The sequence below is a fragment of the Cecembia calidifontis genome (assembly GCF_004216715.1).
Classification (GTDB): domain Bacteria; phylum Bacteroidota; class Bacteroidia; order Cytophagales; family Cyclobacteriaceae; genus Cecembia_A; species Cecembia_A calidifontis.
The window spans coordinates 144,397-161,770 of the sequence record NZ_SGXG01000001.1 but is presented as its reverse complement, the minus strand read 5'-3'; the positions used below and the strand labels follow the sequence as shown (position 1 = coordinate 161,770).

General features: G+C 40.6%; 32 protein-coding genes. All 32 read left to right on the top strand.

Annotation, left to right across the window (positions count from 1 at the left end):
• The 32 genes from rpsJ to eno all read left to right on the top strand — a co-directional run bounded on the left by rpsJ (position 1) and on the right by eno (position 17,307).
• Complete coding sequence (rpsJ, locus tag BC751_RS00720) at positions 1–306, top strand: 30S ribosomal protein S10 (RefSeq protein ID WP_106566644.1); 306 nt, start codon at positions 1–3, stop codon at positions 304–306.
• A 254-nt stretch (positions 307–560) separates the two neighbouring features.
• On the top strand, positions 561–1,193 hold the full coding sequence (rplC, locus tag BC751_RS00715) for a 50S ribosomal protein L3 (protein WP_130273870.1): 633 nt from the start codon (positions 561–563) through the stop codon (positions 1,191–1,193).
• Positions 1,194–1,197: 4 nt separating this feature from the next.
• Positions 1,198–1,827 carry a 50S ribosomal protein L4 gene (rplD, locus tag BC751_RS00710; RefSeq protein WP_130273869.1) on the top strand — a complete coding sequence of 210 codons (630 nt, stop codon included), beginning with the start codon at positions 1,198–1,200 and terminating at the stop codon, positions 1,825–1,827.
• 4 nt (positions 1,828–1,831) lie between these two features.
• Entirely contained in the window at positions 1,832–2,119 is a 288-nt protein-coding gene (gene rplW / locus BC751_RS00705) for a 50S ribosomal protein L23 (RefSeq protein WP_130273868.1), read from the top strand.
• Between the two features lie 13 nt (positions 2,120–2,132).
• Positions 2,133–2,957: a 50S ribosomal protein L2 gene (rplB, locus tag BC751_RS00700; RefSeq protein ID WP_130273867.1), complete on the top strand. Its 825-nt coding sequence runs from the start codon at positions 2,133–2,135 to the stop codon at positions 2,955–2,957.
• A 2-nt stretch (positions 2,958–2,959) separates the two neighbouring features.
• Positions 2,960–3,238 carry a 30S ribosomal protein S19 gene (rpsS, locus tag BC751_RS00695; protein ID WP_106566639.1) on the top strand — a complete coding sequence of 93 codons (279 nt, stop codon included), beginning with the start codon at positions 2,960–2,962 and terminating at the stop codon, positions 3,236–3,238.
• A 2-nt stretch (positions 3,239–3,240) separates the two neighbouring features.
• Positions 3,241–3,630, top strand: coding sequence for a 50S ribosomal protein L22 (gene rplV, locus BC751_RS00690; protein ID WP_130273866.1), 390 nt, complete (start codon positions 3,241–3,243; stop codon positions 3,628–3,630).
• Positions 3,631–3,639: 9 nt separating this feature from the next.
• Positions 3,640–4,374: a 30S ribosomal protein S3 gene (rpsC, locus tag BC751_RS00685; RefSeq protein WP_130273865.1), complete on the top strand. Its 735-nt coding sequence runs from the start codon at positions 3,640–3,642 to the stop codon at positions 4,372–4,374.
• Between the two features lie 23 nt (positions 4,375–4,397).
• Entirely contained in the window at positions 4,398–4,817 is a 420-nt protein-coding gene (gene rplP, locus BC751_RS00680; protein WP_106566636.1) for a 50S ribosomal protein L16, read from the top strand.
• A gap of 8 nt (positions 4,818–4,825) precedes the next feature.
• Complete coding sequence (gene rpmC, locus BC751_RS00675; RefSeq protein WP_130273864.1) at positions 4,826–5,020, top strand: 50S ribosomal protein L29; 195 nt, start codon at positions 4,826–4,828, stop codon at positions 5,018–5,020.
• Positions 5,021–5,028: 8 nt separating this feature from the next.
• Positions 5,029–5,292, top strand: coding sequence for a 30S ribosomal protein S17 (gene rpsQ / locus BC751_RS00670; protein WP_130273863.1), 264 nt, complete (start codon positions 5,029–5,031; stop codon positions 5,290–5,292).
• A 2-nt stretch (positions 5,293–5,294) separates the two neighbouring features.
• Entirely contained in the window at positions 5,295–5,663 is a 369-nt protein-coding gene (rplN, locus tag BC751_RS00665) for a 50S ribosomal protein L14 (RefSeq protein ID WP_009183371.1), read from the top strand.
• Between the two features lie 2 nt (positions 5,664–5,665).
• The gene (rplX, locus tag BC751_RS00660; protein WP_130273862.1) at positions 5,666–6,010 is read left to right on the top strand and encodes a 50S ribosomal protein L24; all 345 of its coding nucleotides are present in this window, start codon (positions 5,666–5,668) and stop codon (positions 6,008–6,010) included.
• Positions 6,003–6,557 (top strand): 50S ribosomal protein L5, encoded by a 555-nt coding sequence (gene rplE, locus BC751_RS00655; protein WP_130273861.1) that lies wholly within the window; start codon positions 6,003–6,005, stop codon positions 6,555–6,557. The genes rplX and rplE overlap by 8 nt, the downstream gene beginning before the upstream one ends.
• A gap of 8 nt (positions 6,558–6,565) precedes the next feature.
• On the top strand, positions 6,566–6,835 hold the full coding sequence (gene rpsN, locus BC751_RS00650) for a 30S ribosomal protein S14 (RefSeq protein ID WP_106566631.1): 270 nt from the start codon (positions 6,566–6,568) through the stop codon (positions 6,833–6,835).
• Between the two features lie 85 nt (positions 6,836–6,920).
• Positions 6,921–7,316: a 30S ribosomal protein S8 gene (rpsH, locus tag BC751_RS00645; protein WP_130273860.1), complete on the top strand. Its 396-nt coding sequence runs from the start codon at positions 6,921–6,923 to the stop codon at positions 7,314–7,316.
• A gap of 9 nt (positions 7,317–7,325) precedes the next feature.
• Entirely contained in the window at positions 7,326–7,883 is a 558-nt protein-coding gene (gene rplF / locus BC751_RS00640) for a 50S ribosomal protein L6 (protein ID WP_130273859.1), read from the top strand.
• A 5-nt stretch (positions 7,884–7,888) separates the two neighbouring features.
• Positions 7,889–8,239 (top strand): 50S ribosomal protein L18, encoded by a 351-nt coding sequence (gene rplR, locus BC751_RS00635; RefSeq protein ID WP_130273858.1) that lies wholly within the window; start codon positions 7,889–7,891, stop codon positions 8,237–8,239.
• Between the two features lie 8 nt (positions 8,240–8,247).
• Positions 8,248–8,766 carry a 30S ribosomal protein S5 gene (gene rpsE, locus BC751_RS00630; RefSeq protein ID WP_130273857.1) on the top strand — a complete coding sequence of 173 codons (519 nt, stop codon included), beginning with the start codon at positions 8,248–8,250 and terminating at the stop codon, positions 8,764–8,766.
• Positions 8,767–8,770: 4 nt separating this feature from the next.
• Positions 8,771–8,950 (top strand): 50S ribosomal protein L30, encoded by a 180-nt coding sequence (gene rpmD, locus BC751_RS00625; RefSeq protein ID WP_106566626.1) that lies wholly within the window; start codon positions 8,771–8,773, stop codon positions 8,948–8,950.
• 2 nt (positions 8,951–8,952) lie between these two features.
• Positions 8,953–9,399: a 50S ribosomal protein L15 gene (rplO, locus tag BC751_RS00620; protein WP_130273856.1), complete on the top strand. Its 447-nt coding sequence runs from the start codon at positions 8,953–8,955 to the stop codon at positions 9,397–9,399.
• 4 nt (positions 9,400–9,403) lie between these two features.
• Positions 9,404–10,726 carry a preprotein translocase subunit SecY gene (gene secY / locus BC751_RS00615; protein ID WP_130273855.1) on the top strand — a complete coding sequence of 441 codons (1,323 nt, stop codon included), beginning with the start codon at positions 9,404–9,406 and terminating at the stop codon, positions 10,724–10,726.
• Entirely contained in the window at positions 10,723–11,496 is a 774-nt protein-coding gene (gene map / locus BC751_RS00610; RefSeq protein ID WP_130273854.1) for a type I methionyl aminopeptidase, read from the top strand. The genes secY and map overlap by 4 nt, the downstream gene beginning before the upstream one ends.
• Positions 11,497–11,498: 2 nt before the next feature.
• Entirely contained in the window at positions 11,499–11,717 is a 219-nt protein-coding gene (gene infA / locus BC751_RS00605) for a translation initiation factor IF-1 (protein WP_009183359.1), read from the top strand.
• 6 nt (positions 11,718–11,723) lie between these two features.
• A complete protein-coding gene (gene ykgO, locus BC751_RS00600; RefSeq protein WP_009053196.1) occupies positions 11,724–11,840 on the top strand; it encodes a type B 50S ribosomal protein L36 in 117 nt (38 codons plus the stop codon).
• Positions 11,841–11,845: 5 nt separating this feature from the next.
• On the top strand, positions 11,846–12,223 hold the full coding sequence (rpsM, locus tag BC751_RS00595) for a 30S ribosomal protein S13 (RefSeq protein ID WP_130273853.1): 378 nt from the start codon (positions 11,846–11,848) through the stop codon (positions 12,221–12,223).
• A gap of 15 nt (positions 12,224–12,238) precedes the next feature.
• Positions 12,239–12,637 carry a 30S ribosomal protein S11 gene (gene rpsK, locus BC751_RS00590; RefSeq protein ID WP_009034192.1) on the top strand — a complete coding sequence of 133 codons (399 nt, stop codon included), beginning with the start codon at positions 12,239–12,241 and terminating at the stop codon, positions 12,635–12,637.
• 19 nt (positions 12,638–12,656) lie between these two features.
• Complete coding sequence (rpsD, locus tag BC751_RS00585; protein ID WP_130273852.1) at positions 12,657–13,259, top strand: 30S ribosomal protein S4; 603 nt, start codon at positions 12,657–12,659, stop codon at positions 13,257–13,259.
• 31 nt (positions 13,260–13,290) lie between these two features.
• Positions 13,291–14,280, top strand: coding sequence for a DNA-directed RNA polymerase subunit alpha (locus tag BC751_RS00580; protein ID WP_130273851.1), 990 nt, complete (start codon positions 13,291–13,293; stop codon positions 14,278–14,280).
• Between the two features lie 5 nt (positions 14,281–14,285).
• Positions 14,286–14,780 (top strand): 50S ribosomal protein L17, encoded by a 495-nt coding sequence (gene rplQ, locus BC751_RS00575; protein ID WP_130273850.1) that lies wholly within the window; start codon positions 14,286–14,288, stop codon positions 14,778–14,780.
• A gap of 127 nt (positions 14,781–14,907) precedes the next feature.
• On the top strand, positions 14,908–16,005 hold the full coding sequence (gene carA / locus BC751_RS00570) for a glutamine-hydrolyzing carbamoyl-phosphate synthase small subunit (protein WP_130273849.1): 1,098 nt from the start codon (positions 14,908–14,910) through the stop codon (positions 16,003–16,005).
• Positions 16,006–16,026: 21 nt separating this feature from the next.
• Entirely contained in the window at positions 16,027–17,307 is a 1,281-nt protein-coding gene (eno, locus tag BC751_RS00565; protein ID WP_130273848.1) for a phosphopyruvate hydratase, read from the top strand.
• The last annotated feature ends 67 nt before the right edge of the window (positions 17,308–17,374 follow it).

The following is a 17,374-nucleotide window of genomic DNA, read 5'->3' as shown; positions in this document are numbered from 1 at the left end:
ATGAATCAGAAAATCAGAATAAAATTGAAATCCTACGATCACACCCTGGTGGATAAGTCATCAGAAAAGATCGTAAAAGCGGTAAAAGCTACCGGAGCTATCGTAGTTGGGCCAATTCCTTTGCCAACCAAAAAGGAAAAGTTCACAGTATTGAAATCTCCTCACGTAAACAAAAAAGCAAGAGATCAGTATCAGCTTTGTACTTACAAAAGGCTGGTCGATATCTACAGCAACAGCTCTAAAACTGTGGATGCTCTGATGAAAATCGAGCTTCCAAGCGGGGTCGATGTAGAGATCAAGGTCTGACAGATTGCCATTTAATATGAAGAAAAAACCTGTCCGCCGAAGCGGATGGGTTTTTCTTTTGTCCATTCCTGAGCTAGCGAATAAATAATGCCAATTCCTATTAAAAATGGGATTGCGCCAAATTTATTTTTGTAAATAATTGAAAATATTAAAGTTGGAGTTTGTAAGGTGAAATTTAATTTCTAACTTTGCAGTCCTTAAAAAGCGCCCATGTGTGTAAGCGCTTGGGTTTCAAGTTTATTATATAACAGAAGATGTCTGGAATAATAGGTAAAAAAGTAGGAATGACTAGCATTTTCAGTGCCGATGGACGTAATGTCGCATGCACGCTAATAGAAGCTGGTCCTTGCGTAGTGACGCAAGTAAAAAATGTTGAAACAGACGGGTACAACGCTGTTCAGTTGGCATTTGGTGAGCGTAAGGAGAAAAACACTCCTAAGCCATTGATCGGTCATTTTAAAAAGGCCGGCACCACGCCAAAGCAGAAAGTTGTTGAATTCAGAGACTTTAGGGTCGAATTCGAAGGTCAGGTTAATCTTGGCAACACCATTAAAGCTGAAGAAGTATTCGTTGAAGGTGACTTCGTAGATGCTATCGGTACTTCAAAAGGTAAAGGTTTCCAAGGTGTTGTAAAAAGACATGGTTTCGGTGGTGTTGGTGGTCAGACCCACGGTCAGCACAACAGACAGAGACACCCTGGTTCAATCGGTGCTTGTTCTTGGCCATCACGCGTATTCAAAGGCATGAGAATGGCTGGTAGAACAGGTGGTGACAGGGTAAAGGTGGTAAACCTGAAAGTCCTTAAAATTTATCCTGAGAAGAACCTTCTACTTGTGAGCGGTTCTGTTCCTGGTCCAAAAAATTCTTTCGTTATTCTAGAGAAGTAAGAAAATGGAATTAGCAGTATTAAAACATAATGGCGAAGAAACCGGTAGAAAAGTTTCTCTTTCTGATGAGATCTTTGCGATCGAGCCTAACGATCACGCTATCTACCTGGATGTAAAACAATATTTGGCTAACCAGAGACAAGGAACTCACAAGTCTAAAGAGAGAAACGAAGTAGCTGGTTCTACCAAAAAAATCAAAAAGCAAAAAGGTACCGGTGGTGCCAGAGCTGGTTCTTTGAAATCCCCATTGTTCAGAGGTGGAGGTAGGGTATTTGGTCCTAAGCCAAGAGACTATTCCTTCAAACTGAACAAGAAATTAAAGCAATTGGCAAGAAAGTCAGCCCTTACCTACAAAGTGAAGGAAAACAGTTTGATGGTGTTGGAAGATGTATCTTTCGATACGCCAAAAACCAAGAACTATTTGGCTTTGTTGAACGGATTGTCTTTGGGAGATAAGAAGACCCTTTTGGTACTTCCTGAAACAAATAAAAACGTGTTGCTTTCCAGCAGAAACCTTCCTAAAGCAAAGGTGGTCACTGTAGACAGCGTTAATACTTATGAAGTGTTACATGCTGACAATTTGGTATTGTGTGAAGGTTCAGTAAGCAAATTAGAAACCCTATTATTGAAGTAAGACGATGCAAATACTAAAGAAACCTTTGATCACGGAAAAGATTTCTGCAATGAACGAAAAAGGCGTTTATGGATTTGTAGTTGAAAAAACTGCTTCCAAGCCGGAAATCAAAAAAGCCGTAGAAAAAATGTATGGTGTGAAGGTAGAAGACGTGCGTACCATGAGGTATGCAGGAAAGCCTAAGACAAGATACACCAAGACAAGAATCGTATCCGGTTATACCAATGCTTACAAGAAAGCCATTGTGAAGGTAGCCGAGGGTGAAATTATTGATTTTTACGGAGAAATTTAATTGAATCAGAATCATGGCAGTTAAAAAATTAAAACCTGTAACCCCAGGAACCAGATTCAGAGTAGCTCCGGCATTTGATGAGATTACTGCATCAAAGCCTGAAAAATCTCTTGTGGCTCCTAAAAAGAAAACAGGTGGTAGAAATAATGTAGGTAAAATGACCGCTCGATACATCGGGGGTGGTCACAAGCAAAGACTTAGAATCGTTGATTTTAAGAGAGATAAGTTTGGTGTTCCGGCTGTAGTTAAATCTATTGAATACGATCCAAACAGAACTGCACGTATTGCTTTGTTGTACTATGTAGATGGTGCAAAAGCCTACATTATCGCTCCGGAAGGTCTGCAAGTCGGTCAGACGGTGATTTCCGGAGAGAGCGTTGCTCCAGAAGTAGGTAATGCGATGATGTTGGTAAATATCCCATTGGGTACCATCGTTCATAACATTGAGCTTAAGCCTGGAAAAGGTGGAGCATTGGCCAGAAGTGCGGGTGGATACGCTCAAGTAGTAGCAAGAGAAGGAAAATACGTTACTGTAAAACTTCCTTCAGGTGAGATGAGAATGATTTTAGGTTCTTGCATGGCTACTGTAGGTACTGTATCCAATGCTGATCACATGAATGTGGTTTTAGGAAAAGCTGGTAGGAACCGTTGGTTGGGTAGAAGACCAAGAACCAGAGGTGTAGCCATGAACCCAGTAGATCACCCAATGGGTGGTGGTGAGGGCCGTTCCTCCGGTGGTCATCCAAGATCAAGAAAAGGTTTGCTTGCTAAAGGTAAGAAAACCAGATCTCCTAAAAAGTATTCTAACAAATTCATTATCAGTAAAAGAACCAAATAATCATGGCACGTTCATTAAAAAAAGGTCCTTATATAGAACATCACTTGGCCAAAAAAGTGGATGCAATGAACGAATCCGGAAAGAAGTCTGTGATCAAAACTTGGTCCAGAAGATCTATGATCTCCCCGGATTTCGTAGGCCATACCTTCGCTGTGCATAACGGAAATAAATTTATCCCTGTGTTTGTAACAGACAATATGGTTGGTCATAAGCTAGGAGAATTTGCACCTACCAGAAACTTTAGAGGTCATATTGCCAAAAAAGATAAAGGAAAGAGATAATCATGGAAGCAATAGCAAGATTAAGAAATGTTCCTACTTCTCCCCGCAAAATGCGGTTGGTAGCTGACCTCGTGAGAGGTAAAAGAGTAGGCCAGGCATTGAGCATTTTGAAGTTTACCCCTAACCACGGATCCATTAAATTGGAAAAACTTCTGCTTTCTGCTGTAGCCAATTGGCAGGCAAAAAATCCTGATGCGAAACTTGAAGATGCAGATTTATACGTAAAAACAATCTTTGTGGACGCTGGTCGTACCTTGAAAAGATTGAGACCTGCACCTCAAGGTAGAGCGCATAGAATTCGTAAAAGATCAAATCATGTAACCCTTGTTGTAGATGCCTACAATGGAGGAGTTACCGCTGATGAAGTAGAAACAACTGAAAAATCTAATTAAAATCAGACTATGGGACAAAAGATTAACCCAATTGGTTTTAGGCTTGGAGTGATCAAGGGATGGGAATCCAACTGGTACGGAGGCAAAGATTTTGCTGATAAACTGTATGAAGATCAGCAGATCAGAAAATACGTCAACGCCAGGATCCCTAAAGGAGGAATCTCCAAAGTTATCATCGAAAGAACTTTGAAGAGAATTACCCTTACTATCCATACTGCACGTCCAGGAGTAGTCATTGGTAAAGGCGGTGCTGAAGTAGACAAATTGAAAGAGGAGTTGAAAAAACTTACCAACAAAGATGTTCAAATCAACATTTTTGAAATTAAGCGTCCAGAACTGGATGCCAAATTGGTTGGTGAGTCTATCGCTCAACAGCTTCAAGCCCGTATTTCTTTCAGAAGAGCCATGAAGCAAGCTATTGCTGCTGCTATCAGAGTCGGTGCAGAAGGTATCAAAGTGAAACTTTCCGGTCGATTGGGTGGTGCTGAAATGGCAAGATCAGAGATGTACAAGGAAGGTAGAATTCCTTTGCATACTTTGAGAGCGGACATCGATTATGCTGTATCCGAAGCCAATACTGTATATGGTATCATTGGTATCAAAGTTTGGATCTTCAAAGGTGAAGTGTACGGAAAGAGAGATCTTTCTCCAAATGTAGGTGCAGTCCTTAACGAACCTAAAGCTCCTGCAGCCAGAGGTAAGAGAAAAGAAGGTGGTCCAAAAAGAAGAAAGAGAAATAACTAATTTTCACCTTTAAGTGAGAAATCATGTTACAGCCGAAAAGAACTAAATATAGAAAAATGCATAAGGGAAGAGTCAAAGGACTTGCCCAAAGAGGACACACGCTCTCTTTTGGTAACTTTGGTATCAAATCCCTTGAAGCTGGATGGATAACCTCCCGTCAAATTGAAGCAGCCCGTATTGCGATGACGAGAGCAATGAAAAGAGAAGGTCAGGTATGGATCAGAATCTTCCCTGACAAACCTATCACCAAGAAACCTGCTGAGGTTCGTATGGGTAAAGGTAAAGGTGCCCCAGAGTATTGGGTAGCAGTAATTAAGCCAGGAACAATTCTTTTTGAAGCTACCGGCGTAAGCCTTGAAGTAGCAACTGAAGCTTTGAGATTGGCTCAGCAAAAACTTCCAGTTAGCACAAAATTCGTAGTACGTAGAGATTACGTTGGATAATTAAGACTATGAAAAACGCAGATATCAGATCACTTTCCGAAAGTGAAATCGCAGAGCGTATAGCCGCTGAGCAACAAAACTTGACTAAGTTGAAATTTGCTCATGCTATCTCTCCAATTGAGAATCCTAATAAAATCAAGGAATCAAGACGTTTCATCGCTAGATTGAAGACGATCTTGAGAGCAAAACAATTAGCTAAATAACAAAGACAATGGCTACTACTGAGAGAAATCTTCGTAAAGAAAGAATAGGAAAAGTAGTCAGCAACAAAATGGATAAGTCCATTACAGTTGCCGTGGAAAGAATGGAGAAACACCCTATCTACGGTAAGTTTGTTGCCAAGACTACCAAATTTATGGTTCATGACGAGAAAAATGATGCACATGAGGGCGATATCGTCCGTATTAGCGAAACTCGTCCGCTGAGTAAGAACAAGCGTTGGAGATTAGTAGAAATTATAGAAAGGGCTAAGTAATCATGATACAACAAGAATCAAGATTAGGCGTAGCGGACAATTCAGGTGCTAAAGAAGTACTTGTGATCCGCGTTTTGGGTGGAACCAAAAAAAGATATGCTTCCATCGGAGATAAAGTCGTAGTGACTGTAAAGTCAGCTCTTTCTTCCAGCAATATGAAAAAAGGTACCGTTTCCAAAGCGGTGATCGTGAGAACGAAGAAAGAAATTAGAAGAAAAGACGGTTCTTACATCCGTTTTGAAGATAATGCTGCCGTTCTTCTTAATAACAATGATGAGCCAAGAGGTACCCGTATCTTCGGACCTGTTGCCAGAGAATTGAGGGAGAAGCAGTTTATGAAAATTGTGTCTTTGGCCCCAGAAGTATTGTAATCATGGAAAGAAAATTCAATAAGCAACCAAAATTGCATATCAAAACCGGTGATACTGTGAAGGTATTGTCAGGTGATGACAAAGGCAAAACAGGCAAAGTCCTTTCTGTAAATCTTGAGAAAAGAAGAGCTGTGGTGGAAGGTCTTAACATGGTTACAAAGCATGTGAAACCTACTGCAGCCAATCCTCAAGGTGGTATTGAGAAGAAAGAAGCCGCTATCCATGTCAGTAACCTGATGTTGGTTGATCCTAAAACAGGAGAAGCTACAAGAACAGGTAGAAAACTTGGTGAAAACGGAAAATTAGTTAGGTATTCTAAGAAAACAGGGGAGGTGATCAATGGCTAAACCTAGAGTTAAAGAAAGATATAATGCAGAAATTGTTCCTGCTTTAAAGGAGAAATTTCAGTATAAGTCTGTCATGCAAGTTCCTAAATTGACCAAAATTGTGATCAATAAAGGTATTGGAGCCGCTGTTGCAGACAAGAAGTTGGTGGATCATGGTGTTGAAGAACTTACTTTGATCGCAGGCCAGAAGGCTGTTGCTACCATCGCTAAAAACTCTGTATCCAACTTCAAGTTGAGAGAGGGAATGCCAATCGGTGCTAAAGTAACCTTAAGGGGAGACAAAATGTACGAATTCCTTGACAGGTTGATGACAGTTGCCCTTCCTCGTGTAAGGGATTTCAAAGGAATCAGTGATAAAGGTTTTGACGGCAGAGGTAATTATACACTTGGCGTGACTGAGCAAATCATTTTCCCTGAAATCAGTATTGAAAAAGTGAACAAGATCTCAGGTATGGACATCACTTTTGTCACTACTGCTAAGACCGATGAAGAGAGCTATGCTTTGTTGAAAGCTTTCGGGATGCCTTTTGTTAACAAAAATAATTAAGAAAGAATATGGCAAAAGAGTCAATTAAAGCTCGTGAGAGAAAAAGAGAGAGACTTGTAGCAAAATATGCTAAGAAAAGAGCTGAGCTTAAAGCTGCAGGTGACTTCGAGGCTTTGGACAAACTACCTAAGAACTCTTCTCCGGTAAGACTTCACAACAGATGCAAACTCACCGGCCGTCCAAAAGGATACATGAGGAAGTTTGGTATCAACAGGGTTACTTTCAGAGAAATGGCTTCTGCAGGTAAAATCCCAGGTATCACCAAGTCTAGCTGGTAAAATTTAAGCAAGAGTTTTTATTCTAGAAATCATTGTGTAACTTTGCACGCCCGAATCGGGAGAGTGCAGTTAGACTTATATAATTATGACTGATCCAATAGCTGATTATCTAACCAGATTGAGAAACGCCATCAAGGCTTCTCATCGAATCGTTGAGATACCTGCTTCCAACATCAAGAAGGAAATTACGAAGGTGCTTCATGATAAAGGATATATTCAGAACTATAAATTTGAAGAAAACGGTCCTCAGGGAACGATCAAAATAGCTTTGAAATATAATCCTTCCACCAAGCAAAATGCCATCGTAAGCCTGTCAAGAATAAGTAAGCCAGGTTTGAGAAAGTATGTAAAACATGAAGATCTTCCAAGAGTAATCAATGGCTTGGGGATTGCTATCCTTTCTACCTCAAAAGGTGTAATGACCGACAAGGAGGCTAGAGTAGAAGGAATTGGTGGAGAAGTACTTTGCTACGTATATTAATAAACCGTCATGTCAAGAATAGGTAAAAAACCAATAAATATACCGGCGGGTGTTACTGTAGACGTGTCAGCACACAATGTTGTCACTGTTAAAGGTCCCAAAGGTACGTTAAGTAGGGATGTGAGTCCTGACATTGCTGTAAAGGTTGAGGGCAATCAGATTGTCCTGGAGAGACCTACGGACTCAAAAAGACATAAGTCTTTACACGGACTTTATCGTTCTTTGGTCAACAACATGGTTGTTGGTGTATCTGAAGGATATAAAAAAGAACTTGAATTGGTCGGTGTAGGTTATAAGGCGTCTAACCAAGGACAAGTTTTGGAGCTATCCTTGGGTTATTCACACAACATCTTCTTTGCATTGCCTGATTCAATCGCTTTAAAAACCGAGACCCCGAAGGGTAAAAACCCATTGGTTACTTTGGAAGGTATTGATAAAGAATTGATTGGCCAAGTTGCTGCAAAAATCAAATCGTTGCGTAAAGTTGAACCTTATAAAGGTAAAGGTGTACGTTTCGTTGGTGAAATAGTAAGACGTAAGGCTGGTAAAACCGCTGGTAAAAAATAAGAGAAATGGCTTTTAATAAGAATCTAAGAAGACTAAGAATCAAGAAAAGTATCCGTAGAAAAATCTCCGGTACTGATTCTAGACCTCGTTTGTCAGTATTTAAAAGCAATACTGGTATATATGCACAGTTGATCGATGACCTGAAGGGTCACACCCTGGCTCATGCCTCTTCCAAAGAGCTTGGTTCTGTTAAAAACAAGAACGTAGTTGTTTCCAAAGAAGTTGGTAAAAAACTTGCCGAAAGAGCAGTAGCTAAAGGTGTCACCGAAGTTGTTTTCGACAGAAGTGGATACATTTATCATGGTAATGTAAAAGCTCTTGCCGATGGTGCAAGGGAAGGTGGCCTTAAATTTTAATAGATATTATGTCTCAGTTAAGAAGAAAACCCATCAGGGCAACAGATACAGAATTAAAGGAGAAAGTTGTCGCTATCAACCGAGTAGCTAAAGTAGTTAAAGGTGGTAGAAGATTTTCCTTCTCTGCTATTGTGGTTGTAGGAGACGGTAACGGTGTAGTAGGTTATGGATTGGGAAAAGCCAATGAAGTTACCGATGCTATCACTAAAGGTATCGAAGATGCCAAGAAAAATCTTGTGAGAGTTCCTGTTTTGAAAGGAACTATTCCTCATGACCAACTTGGTAAATTCGGTGGCGGCTTTGTTCTCATCAAACCAGCTGCGGCGGGAACCGGTGTTATCGCCGGTGGTGCGATGCGTGCTGTTTTGGAAAGTGCCGGTATCACTGACGTTTTGGCTAAATCCAAAGGGTCTTCCAATCCTCACAATGTGGTTAAAGCTACCATCGATGCACTTGTGCAATTGAGAGATGCGATATCTGTTAGCCAGCAAAGAGGTGTGAAAATGTCTAAGGTTTTTAACGGATAAGAAGATGGCTAAAATCAAAATAACTCAGGTTAAAAGCACTATCAAGAGACCTAAGGATCAAAAAGCTACGATCATCGCTTTAGGACTTGGTAAAATCAACAGAACTGTAGAATTGGAAAACAATCCTGCAATTGCTGGTATGGTAAGAAAAGTAAGTCACCTTGTAAAAGTGGAGGAAGCTTAATTATGAAATTACATACACTAAAACCTGCTGAAGGTTCGGTAAAATCCAGAAAAAGAGTTGGTCGCGGTCCAGGTTCCGGTAAAGGTGGAACATCAACAAGAGGTCACAAAGGTGCCAAATCAAGATCTGGTTACAAATCTAAGCTTGGATTTGAAGGTGGTCAGATGCCACTTCAGAGAAGAGTTCCTAAGTTCGGCTTCAAAAGCTTGAACAAAGTAGTTAACAAACCTATCAATTTAAGCGTGCTTCAGGAATTGGCCGCTCAGCATAATTTGGATACTATTTCCGTAGAAACTTTAGTGGCTTACGGTCTAGTTTCTAAAAATGATGTTGTAAAAGTGTTAGGTAGTGGCGAACTTACAGCCAAATTAAACGTAAGTGCTCACTCTTTCTCTGCTTCTGCTGTTGAAGCTATCGAAAAAGTAGGCGGAACAGTAAACAAGCTTTAATTAAATGAAAAAGTTTATCTCAACAGTTAAGAATATCTTTTCTATTGAAGATCTGAGAATCCGAATTTTGAATACAATCGGTTTTCTGATTGTATTCAGATTGGGTTCTTTCATCGTTTTACCAGGTGTGGATCCATCTAAATTAGGTGATGCACCAGAAGGTATCTTTGGCCTGATCGATACATTCCTCGGTGGTGCATTCAGCAATGCATCAATCTTTGGTTTGGGTATCATGCCTTACATTTCTGCTTCCATTGTGTTGCAGTTATTAACTGTTGGTGTGCCATACTTTCAGAAATTACAAAAGGAAGGTGAATCCGGTAGGAAGAGAATCAATCAGATTACTAGGGTTTTGACTATTGCTATCACGGTAGCTCAAGGAATCGGTTACATCACTGCGACCATCCTTCCAACAGGTGCTGTAATGGTGAGTACCTCCTTATTTATGTTTAGCTCTTTGGTGTTGCTTTCAGCCGGTACAATGTTCTGTATGTGGTTGGGTGAAAAAATTACAGAAAAGGGTATCGGCAATGGTATTTCCATGTTGATCATGATCGGTATCATTTCAAGATTCCCTGGTGCTATTATAGCTGAAGTACTTTCCAAAGGAACTTCAGGCATGCTATTGCTGTTGATCGAAGCAGCTGTATTGTTCTTTGTTGTATTGGGCGTTGTTGCGCTTACTGAAGCTACAAGGAGAATACCTGTACAATATGCCAAACAAGTAGTAGGAGGTAAGGTTTATGGCGGACAAAGGCAGTATATTCCTATTAAGGTGAATGCTTCAGGTGTGATGCCGATTATCTTTGCCCAATCTTTGATGTTCCTTCCGGCGCTTATAGCACAGATATGGTCTGCTGAAAATGATATTGCCAACTATATTGGAAGTACTTTCAGTGATTTTACATCATGGCAGTATAACCTGGTATTTGCTATAATGATTATTCTTTTCACTTTCTTCTACACTGCAATTACCGTGAATCCGGAGCAGATTGCGGAAGACCTGAAGAGAAACGGAGGTTTTGTTCCTGGAATCAAGCCAGGTGCACCTACCGCCGACTTTATTGACAATATTATTTCAAGGATTACATTACCTGGATCTATCTTATTGTCTATAGTAGCGATACTTCCTGCCTTTGCAATCATTGCTGGAATCGGTGGAGAATTTGCCCAATTCTATGGTGGTACTTCATTATTGATCATGGTCGGTGTTATCATGGATACCTTAAGGCAAATTGAAAGTTACTTATTAATGAGACATTACGAAGGAATGATGAAAAGTGGAAACATGAAAAACAATCCTTCTAATTATGCTGCCGCAATATGATTCACTATAAGACTTCTGAGGAAGTCCAAAAAATCAAAGAAAGCGCTCAGATATTAGGTAAAGCTCACGGAGAAGTAGCAAAATACATTAAAGAGGGAGTGAAGACTTCCTTTCTGGATAAAATAGCAGAAGAGTACATCAGGGATAATCATGGTGTACCTTCTTTTAAGGGTTACAATGGTTTTCCTGCCTCACTTTGTATCTCAGTGAATGAAGTGGTGGTTCATGGCTTTCCAAGTGACTATGTTTTGAAAGATGGCGATATAATCTCAGTAGATTGTGGAGTCTTTCACCAAGGTTTTCATAGCGATTGCGCTTATACTTACCCTGTCGGTGAAGTTTCTCCCCAAGTTTTGTCATTACTCAAGGCAACTAAAGAATCTCTTTATTTAGGTATAGAGAAAGCTGTTTTCGGTAACCGGATTGGTGATATCGGTCATGCCATACAAAGGTTTGTAGAAGCAAAAGGATATACGGTTGTCAGGGAATTGGTCGGTCACGGTTTAGGTAGAAACCTCCATGAATCTCCTGAAGTGCCAAATTACGGCAAAAAAGGAAGTGGCCCCCTGATAAAAGACGGTTTAGTGATAGCCATAGAGCCTATGGTTAATCTAGGTACCCGAAACATTGTCCAGGAAAGGGACGGTTGGACAATCCGGACTGCGGATCGTAAGCCCTCTGCTCATTTTGAGCATACTGTAGCCATCTTTGAGGACAGAACCGAAATCTTGACTACACACCAGTATATAGAAGAAAATTTTAAATTCTAAATATGGCTAAACAGACATCTATAGAACAGGATGGTACGATCATAGAAGCATTGTCCAACGCAATGTTTAAAGTGGAACTGGAGAATGGACATCAATTGATAGCTCATATATCCGGTAAAATGAGAATGAATTACATCAAGATCCTTCCGGGAGATAAAGTGAAATTAGAACTCTCTCCCTACGATCTGACAAAAGGTAGAATCGTTTACAGATATAAATAAAATGTCATGAAAGTAAAGGCATCAATCAAGAAGAGAAGTGCTGATTGTAAAGTGATCAGAAGAAAAGGAAAACTTTACGTCATCAATAAGAAGAATCCTAAGTTTAAACAAAGACAAGGTTAATCATTATGGCAAGAATTGCAGGTGTTGACATACCAGACAACAAACGTGGTGAAATAGGCCTTACCTATATTTTCGGTATCGGTAGGAGCTCTGCAAGAGCTATCCTAAGCAAGGCTAATATTTCCTTTGACAAAAAGGTGGGCGAGTGGAATGACGATGAGTCCACTGCAATCCGTAACATCATCGCTGCAGAATTCAGAACTGAAGGTGCATTGAAGTCTGAAATTCAGTTGAACATCAAAAGATTGATGGATATCGGTTGTTACAGAGGTTTGAGACATAGAAAAGGTCTTCCTGTTAGGGGTCAAAAAACCAAAAACAACGCTAGAACTAGAAAAGGTAAGAGAAAAACTGTTGCTAACAAGAAGAAGGCAACTAAATAAATCTTGAATTAGATTATGGCTCAGAAAAGAAACGATAAAGCTAAAGGTAAAAAAAGAGTTGTGAAAGTAGAAGCTGTGGGCCAAGCGCACATCAAAGCTTCTTTTAACAATATCATTATCTCTATTACCAATAATTCTGGTCAAGTGATATCTTGGGCTTCTGCCGGTAAAATGGGTTTCAGAGGTTCTAAGAAAAACACTCCATACGCTGCACAAATGGCTGCTCAAAACTGTGGGCAGGTGGCTTATGACCTAGGGTTGAGAAAAATTGAGGTTTTTGTAAAAGGTCCCGGTGCTGGTCGTGAATCAGCTATCAGAACTTTGCAGAATGTTGGTTTGGATGTTACTACGATCATCGATGTGACGCCACTTCCTCACAACGGATGCCGTCCTCCAAAACGTAGAAGGGTTTAATTACTAAAGAATATACAGCATGGCAAGATATACAGGTCCAAAGGCTAAAATCGCCAGAAGATTCGGTGAGCCTATCGAAGGATATAGCAAGGCGCTCCAAAAGAAAAACTACCCTCCAGGTCAACATGGAAGAGGTAGAAGAAAAAAGCAGTCTGAATATGCTATTCAGTTAGCTGAAAAGCAAAAAGCAAAATACATCTATGGTGTATTGGAAAGACAGTTTGCCAAGATGTTTGACATTGCTTCCAGAAAGCAGGGTATTACAGGTGAAAACTTGCTTCAATTGTTGGAGTCCAGATTAGACAACACTGTTTACAGATTGGGTATTTCTCCTACAAGAAGAGGTGCAAGACAGCTTGTTTCTCACAAGCACATTCTAGTGAATGGTGAAGTGGTGAACATCCCTTCTTATTCCCTAAAGCCAGGAGATGTGATCAGCGTAAGAGAGCGTTCCAAGTCTTTGGAAGCCATTACCAGCAGCTTGGCAGGAAAATCCAACCGTTATCCTTGGTTAGAGTGGGATAACGCCTCTTTAGCAGGCAAGTTTGTATCAGTTCCTACAAGAGAAGATATTCCTGAGAATATCAAGGAGCAACTGATTGTCGAACTTTACTCTAAATAATAAACTTTCTGACTTAAATAGAACTATTGATATGTCCATATTAGCATTTCAAATGCCCGAGAAAGTGGTGATGGAAAAAGCCGATGACTTCCACGGTTTGTTCACCTTCAAGCCACTTGAAAAGGGCTATGGGGTTACTATCGGTAATGCCTTGAGGAGAATTTTGTTATCTTCTCTAGAAGGTTATGCCATCACTTCCGTGAAGCTTCCAGGAGTGGTTCATGAATTTTCCACCATCGAGGGTGTTGTTGAAGATGTGACTGATATCATTTTGAACCTGAAGCAAGTTAGGTTCAAAAAAGTGCATGATTCCATCGACGGAAAAATCACTGTTGAAGTTAAAAATCAGTCCGTTTTCACTGCTGGAGATATCGCCAAGTTCACCTCTTCTTTTGAGGTATTGAATCCTGAGTTGGTTATTTGCCACTTAGATGATACAAAGAGTTTTGAAATCGAATTGACAGTTGAAAAGGGTAGAGGCTACCTTCCTGCAGAGGAATCCAAACCTAAAGAGCAGGTATTTGGAGTCATTCCAATCGATGCTATCTTTACTCCTATCAAAAATGTTAAGTACAGCGTAGAGAACACCAGGGTTGAACAAAAAACCGACTTTGAAAAACTCATTATTGAGGTGACCACTGACGGTTCCATCCACCCTGAGAAAGCTCTTCAGGAATCCGCAAAAATCCTGATCCAGCATTTCATGTTGTTTTCTGACCAGACTATGGTATTGGATACTGGAGGACCTTCCGAGCCAGAACCAATTGATGAGGAGTACCTGCACATGAGAAAGCTTTTGAAAACTCCTCTTGGAGATCTTGATCTTTCCGTTCGTGCGTTCAACTGTTTGAAAGCTGCAGATGTAAGGACTTTGGGTGATCTTGCTAAACTTGAAATTTCCGATATGATGAAATTCAGGAATTTCGGTAAGAAATCCTTAGCTGAGCTTGAGCAGCTTATCCAGGAAAAAGGTTTGACCTTCGGAATGGATTTGTCTAAGTATAAACTTGATGAAGAATAATAAAAATGAGACACGGTAAGAAATTTAACCACCTTGGCAGGACAGCCAGTCACAGGAAGGCTATGCTTTCCAATATGGCTAACTCCCTGATTCTTCACAAGCGTATTTCTACAACGCTTGCCAAGGCTAAGGAGCTTAAAAAATATGTAGAGCCTCTGATTACCAGAGCCAAAGAAGATACTACTCACAACAGGAGGGTAGCTTTCTCTTACCTGAAAAACAAAGAAGGTATCAAAGCTTTGTTTGGTGAGGTGATTGAAAAAGTTGGTAATAGAGCCGGTGGATATACAAGAATTATCAAAACAGGATTCCGTCTTGGTGATAATGCTGAAATGTGTATCATTGAATTGGTTGATTTCAATGAGTTGATGCTTAAAGAAGCCAAACCAGCCAAGAAAACAACCAGAAGAAGTAGAAGAGGCGCAGGTAAAGCTGCAGAATCTCCTGCTGCAGAGGCTTCAAAAGCTGAAGAAAACAATCAAGAAAAATCTGCTGAATAATTCATGCAAGAAGTTTCAAAAAATAAAGGGATTGGACTTTAGTTCAATCCCTTTTTTTATATCCTTTCTATTTTACCACAAGTAAAACTGCAAAATTCCTTAACTTTGGCGAGTCCATTTAATCAACATGAATAAACAAAAAGCAACCCTACTTCTTGCTGACGGTACAATCTTTAGAGGAACGCTCATTGGCAGTCCTGGTACCAACGGCGGAGAGATATGTTTCAATACCGGCATGACCGGCTATCAGGAAATCTATACTGATCCATCCTATACCGGACAAATTGTAGTGACCACAACCTCCCATATCGGGAATTATGGGGTAATTGATTCTGAAGTTGAATCTGACCATCCTACCATTGCCGGAATAGTTGTCAATAGTTTTTCAGAAGTGTATAGCAGGCTTGATGCCAGTGGCTCCCTTCAGGATTATCTGGTCAAATATGGCATCACCGGTATTGCTGATATTGATACACGTAAACTGGTGAGACATATCCGTTCTAAAGGGGCCATGAATGCCATCATCAGCTCTGAATTTGAAGAGGATCTTGCCGGACTCAAGGCGCAGTTGAATCTTGTGCCGGACATGAACGGGCTGGAACTTTCTTCCCAGGTATGTACCAAAGAACCATTCTTTTTTGGGGAAGAAAATGCTCCCTTAAAAGTGGCCTGTTTGGACTTTGGTATCAAATTGAATATCCTGAGGAACCTGGCCGAAAGAGGGGTGTATTGTAAGGTTTTTCCTGCTAAGACAAGTTTGGCCGAAATGGAAGCATGGAATCCCGACGGCTATTTCCTTTCCAATGGTCCCGGAGATCCTGCGGTAATGGATTATGCGGTGAAGACTACCAAAGAGATTTTGGAATTGAATAAGCCTGTTTTTGGGATTTGTCTGGGGCATCAGATATTGGCCGAATCCTGCGGTATATCCACTTACAAGATGCACCATGGACACAGAGGGCTTAACCATCCTATCAAGAACCTGCTTACAGGAAAAAGTGAAATTACTTCTCAAAACCATGGCTTTGTGGTAAAAAGGGAAGATGTGGAGAAAAGCGACCTGGTGGAAATAACCCATGTACATCTCAACGACAATACGATTGCAGGTATCCGCTTGAAACAAAAACCAGCATTTTCTGTACAATACCATCCGGAATCATCTCCTGGACCTCATGATTCGAGGTATTTATTCGATGATTTTATATCTTTAATGCGAAAAAATTAAAACTCTTAAACCTTTAACATTATGACTTTGATTCAATCCATTCATGCCAGACAGATCTTAGATTCCCGTGGTAATCCTACCATTGAGGTAGATGTGTTTACAGAAACAGGTGCTTTTGGTAGGGCTGCTGTTCCCAGTGGTGCTTCTACAGGTATCAATGAGGCCGTAGAGCTTCGTGATGGTGATAAATCCAAATACCTGGGAAAAGGTGTATTGAAAGCTGTCTCCAACGTGAATGATGTGATTGCCCCTGAATTGGTTGGCTTGAGCATTTTTGAGCAAAATCTCATCGATCAGATCATGATCGACCTGGATGGAACACCTAACAAAAGTAAATTAGGTGCTAATGCTATCCTTGGTGTTTCTTTGGCAGTGGCTAAAGCAGCAGCTATGGAGGCTGGGCAGCCATTGTACAGATATATAGGAGGTGTCAATGCCAATACCCTTCCTGTACCTATGATGAATATCATCAATGGAGGCTCGCATTCCGATGCCCCTATTGCGTTTCAGGAATTTATGGTTCGACCGGTAGGTGCGGAAAATTTTACAGAGGCCATAAGAATGGGCTGCGAAATTTTCCACCATTTGAAAAAAATCCTTCATGATAAAGGATTGAGTACTGCTGTAGGTGATGAGGGAGGTTTTGCTCCTAATTTTTCCGGAGGTACTGAAGAGGCTTTAGCCTGTATTTTGGATGCTATCGCCAAAGCTGGCTACAAAGCCGGTGATGATGTGACCATCGCTTTAGACTGTGCTGCTTCTGAATTCTTCAAAGATGGCAAATATGATTATTCCAAATTTGAAGGGCCTAACGGTAAAGTAAGAAGCAGAGAAGAGCAGGTAGCTTATTTGGCTGAATTAACCGAAAAATATCCAATAGACTCTATCGAAGATGGCTGTGCTGAGGAAGATTGGGAAGGTTGGTCCATGTTGACTGCCAAAATTGGAAACAAAATCCAGTTGGTAGGAGATGACCTTTTGGTGACCAATGTGAAGTTCTTGGAAAGAGGTATCAAGGAGAAGGCTGCCAATGCTATCCTGATCAAAGTTAATCAAATCGGCACTTTGACAGAAACCTTGAATGCTATAGCCATGGCCCATAAGGCGGGATGGAATTGTGTGATGTCCCATAGATCAGGTGAAACTGAAGACTCAACCATTGCGGATCTTGCAGTAGCTACAAATTGCGGACAGATCAAAACCGGTTCTGCTTCCAGATCTGACAGGATGGCCAAATACAACCAATTGTTGAGAATCGAAGAGCAGCTGGGTGACTCTGCTGTTTTTCCTCAGAAAAAATAATTGGCTTGTAAAAACCTAAACTTGAGTAACAGACCGTCGGGACAGCAAAATCCCGACGGTTTTTTTA

Bases quoted from the DNA above. Each gene is read 5' to 3' on its own strand.
- rpsS (WP_106566639.1), top strand. From the start codon at position 2,960: ATGGCACGTTCATTAAAAAAAGGTCCTTATATAGAACATCACTTGGCC.
- rplF (WP_130273859.1), top strand. From the start codon at position 7,326: ATGTCAAGAATAGGTAAAAAACCAATAAATATACCGGCGGGTGTTACT.
- rplB (WP_130273867.1), top strand. From the start codon at position 2,133: ATGGCAGTTAAAAAATTAAAACCTGTAACCCCAGGAACCAGATTCAGA.
- rpsM (WP_130273853.1), top strand. From the start codon at position 11,846: ATGGCAAGAATTGCAGGTGTTGACATACCAGACAACAAACGTGGTGAA.
- rpmC (WP_130273864.1), top strand. From the start codon at position 4,826: ATGAAAAACGCAGATATCAGATCACTTTCCGAAAGTGAAATCGCAGAG.
- rplO (WP_130273856.1), top strand. From the start codon at position 8,953: ATGAAATTACATACACTAAAACCTGCTGAAGGTTCGGTAAAATCCAGA.
- rpsC (WP_130273865.1), top strand. From the start codon at position 3,640: ATGGGACAAAAGATTAACCCAATTGGTTTTAGGCTTGGAGTGATCAAG.
- rpsE (WP_130273857.1), top strand. From the start codon at position 8,248: ATGTCTCAGTTAAGAAGAAAACCCATCAGGGCAACAGATACAGAATTA.
- rpsH (WP_130273860.1), top strand. From the start codon at position 6,921: ATGACTGATCCAATAGCTGATTATCTAACCAGATTGAGAAACGCCATC.
- rplD (WP_130273869.1), top strand. From the start codon at position 1,198: ATGGAATTAGCAGTATTAAAACATAATGGCGAAGAAACCGGTAGAAAA.
- rpsN (WP_106566631.1), top strand. From the start codon at position 6,566: ATGGCAAAAGAGTCAATTAAAGCTCGTGAGAGAAAAAGAGAGAGACTT.
- rplN (WP_009183371.1), top strand. From the start codon at position 5,295: ATGATACAACAAGAATCAAGATTAGGCGTAGCGGACAATTCAGGTGCT.
- rplW (WP_130273868.1), top strand. From the start codon at position 1,832: ATGCAAATACTAAAGAAACCTTTGATCACGGAAAAGATTTCTGCAATG.
- rpsJ (WP_106566644.1), top strand. From the start codon at position 1: ATGAATCAGAAAATCAGAATAAAATTGAAATCCTACGATCACACCCTG.
- carA (WP_130273849.1), top strand. From the start codon at position 14,908: ATGAATAAACAAAAAGCAACCCTACTTCTTGCTGACGGTACAATCTTT.
- rpsQ (WP_130273863.1), top strand. From the start codon at position 5,029: ATGGCTACTACTGAGAGAAATCTTCGTAAAGAAAGAATAGGAAAAGTA.
- rplP (WP_106566636.1), top strand. From the start codon at position 4,398: ATGTTACAGCCGAAAAGAACTAAATATAGAAAAATGCATAAGGGAAGA.
- rpmD (WP_106566626.1), top strand. From the start codon at position 8,771: ATGGCTAAAATCAAAATAACTCAGGTTAAAAGCACTATCAAGAGACCT.
- ykgO (WP_009053196.1), top strand. From the start codon at position 11,724: ATGAAAGTAAAGGCATCAATCAAGAAGAGAAGTGCTGATTGTAAAGTG.
- rplQ (WP_130273850.1), top strand. From the start codon at position 14,286: ATGAGACACGGTAAGAAATTTAACCACCTTGGCAGGACAGCCAGTCAC.
- infA (WP_009183359.1), top strand. From the start codon at position 11,499: ATGGCTAAACAGACATCTATAGAACAGGATGGTACGATCATAGAAGCA.
- map (WP_130273854.1), top strand. From the start codon at position 10,723: ATGATTCACTATAAGACTTCTGAGGAAGTCCAAAAAATCAAAGAAAGC.
- rplX (WP_130273862.1), top strand. From the start codon at position 5,666: ATGGAAAGAAAATTCAATAAGCAACCAAAATTGCATATCAAAACCGGT.
- BC751_RS00580 (WP_130273851.1), top strand. From the start codon at position 13,291: ATGTCCATATTAGCATTTCAAATGCCCGAGAAAGTGGTGATGGAAAAA.
- rplR (WP_130273858.1), top strand. From the start codon at position 7,889: ATGGCTTTTAATAAGAATCTAAGAAGACTAAGAATCAAGAAAAGTATC.
- rpsD (WP_130273852.1), top strand. From the start codon at position 12,657: ATGGCAAGATATACAGGTCCAAAGGCTAAAATCGCCAGAAGATTCGGT.
- eno (WP_130273848.1), top strand. From the start codon at position 16,027: ATGACTTTGATTCAATCCATTCATGCCAGACAGATCTTAGATTCCCGT.
- secY (WP_130273855.1), top strand. From the start codon at position 9,404: ATGAAAAAGTTTATCTCAACAGTTAAGAATATCTTTTCTATTGAAGAT.
- rplC (WP_130273870.1), top strand. From the start codon at position 561: ATGTCTGGAATAATAGGTAAAAAAGTAGGAATGACTAGCATTTTCAGT.
- rplV (WP_130273866.1), top strand. From the start codon at position 3,241: ATGGAAGCAATAGCAAGATTAAGAAATGTTCCTACTTCTCCCCGCAAA.
- rpsK (WP_009034192.1), top strand. From the start codon at position 12,239: ATGGCTCAGAAAAGAAACGATAAAGCTAAAGGTAAAAAAAGAGTTGTG.
- rplE (WP_130273861.1), top strand. From the start codon at position 6,003: ATGGCTAAACCTAGAGTTAAAGAAAGATATAATGCAGAAATTGTTCCT.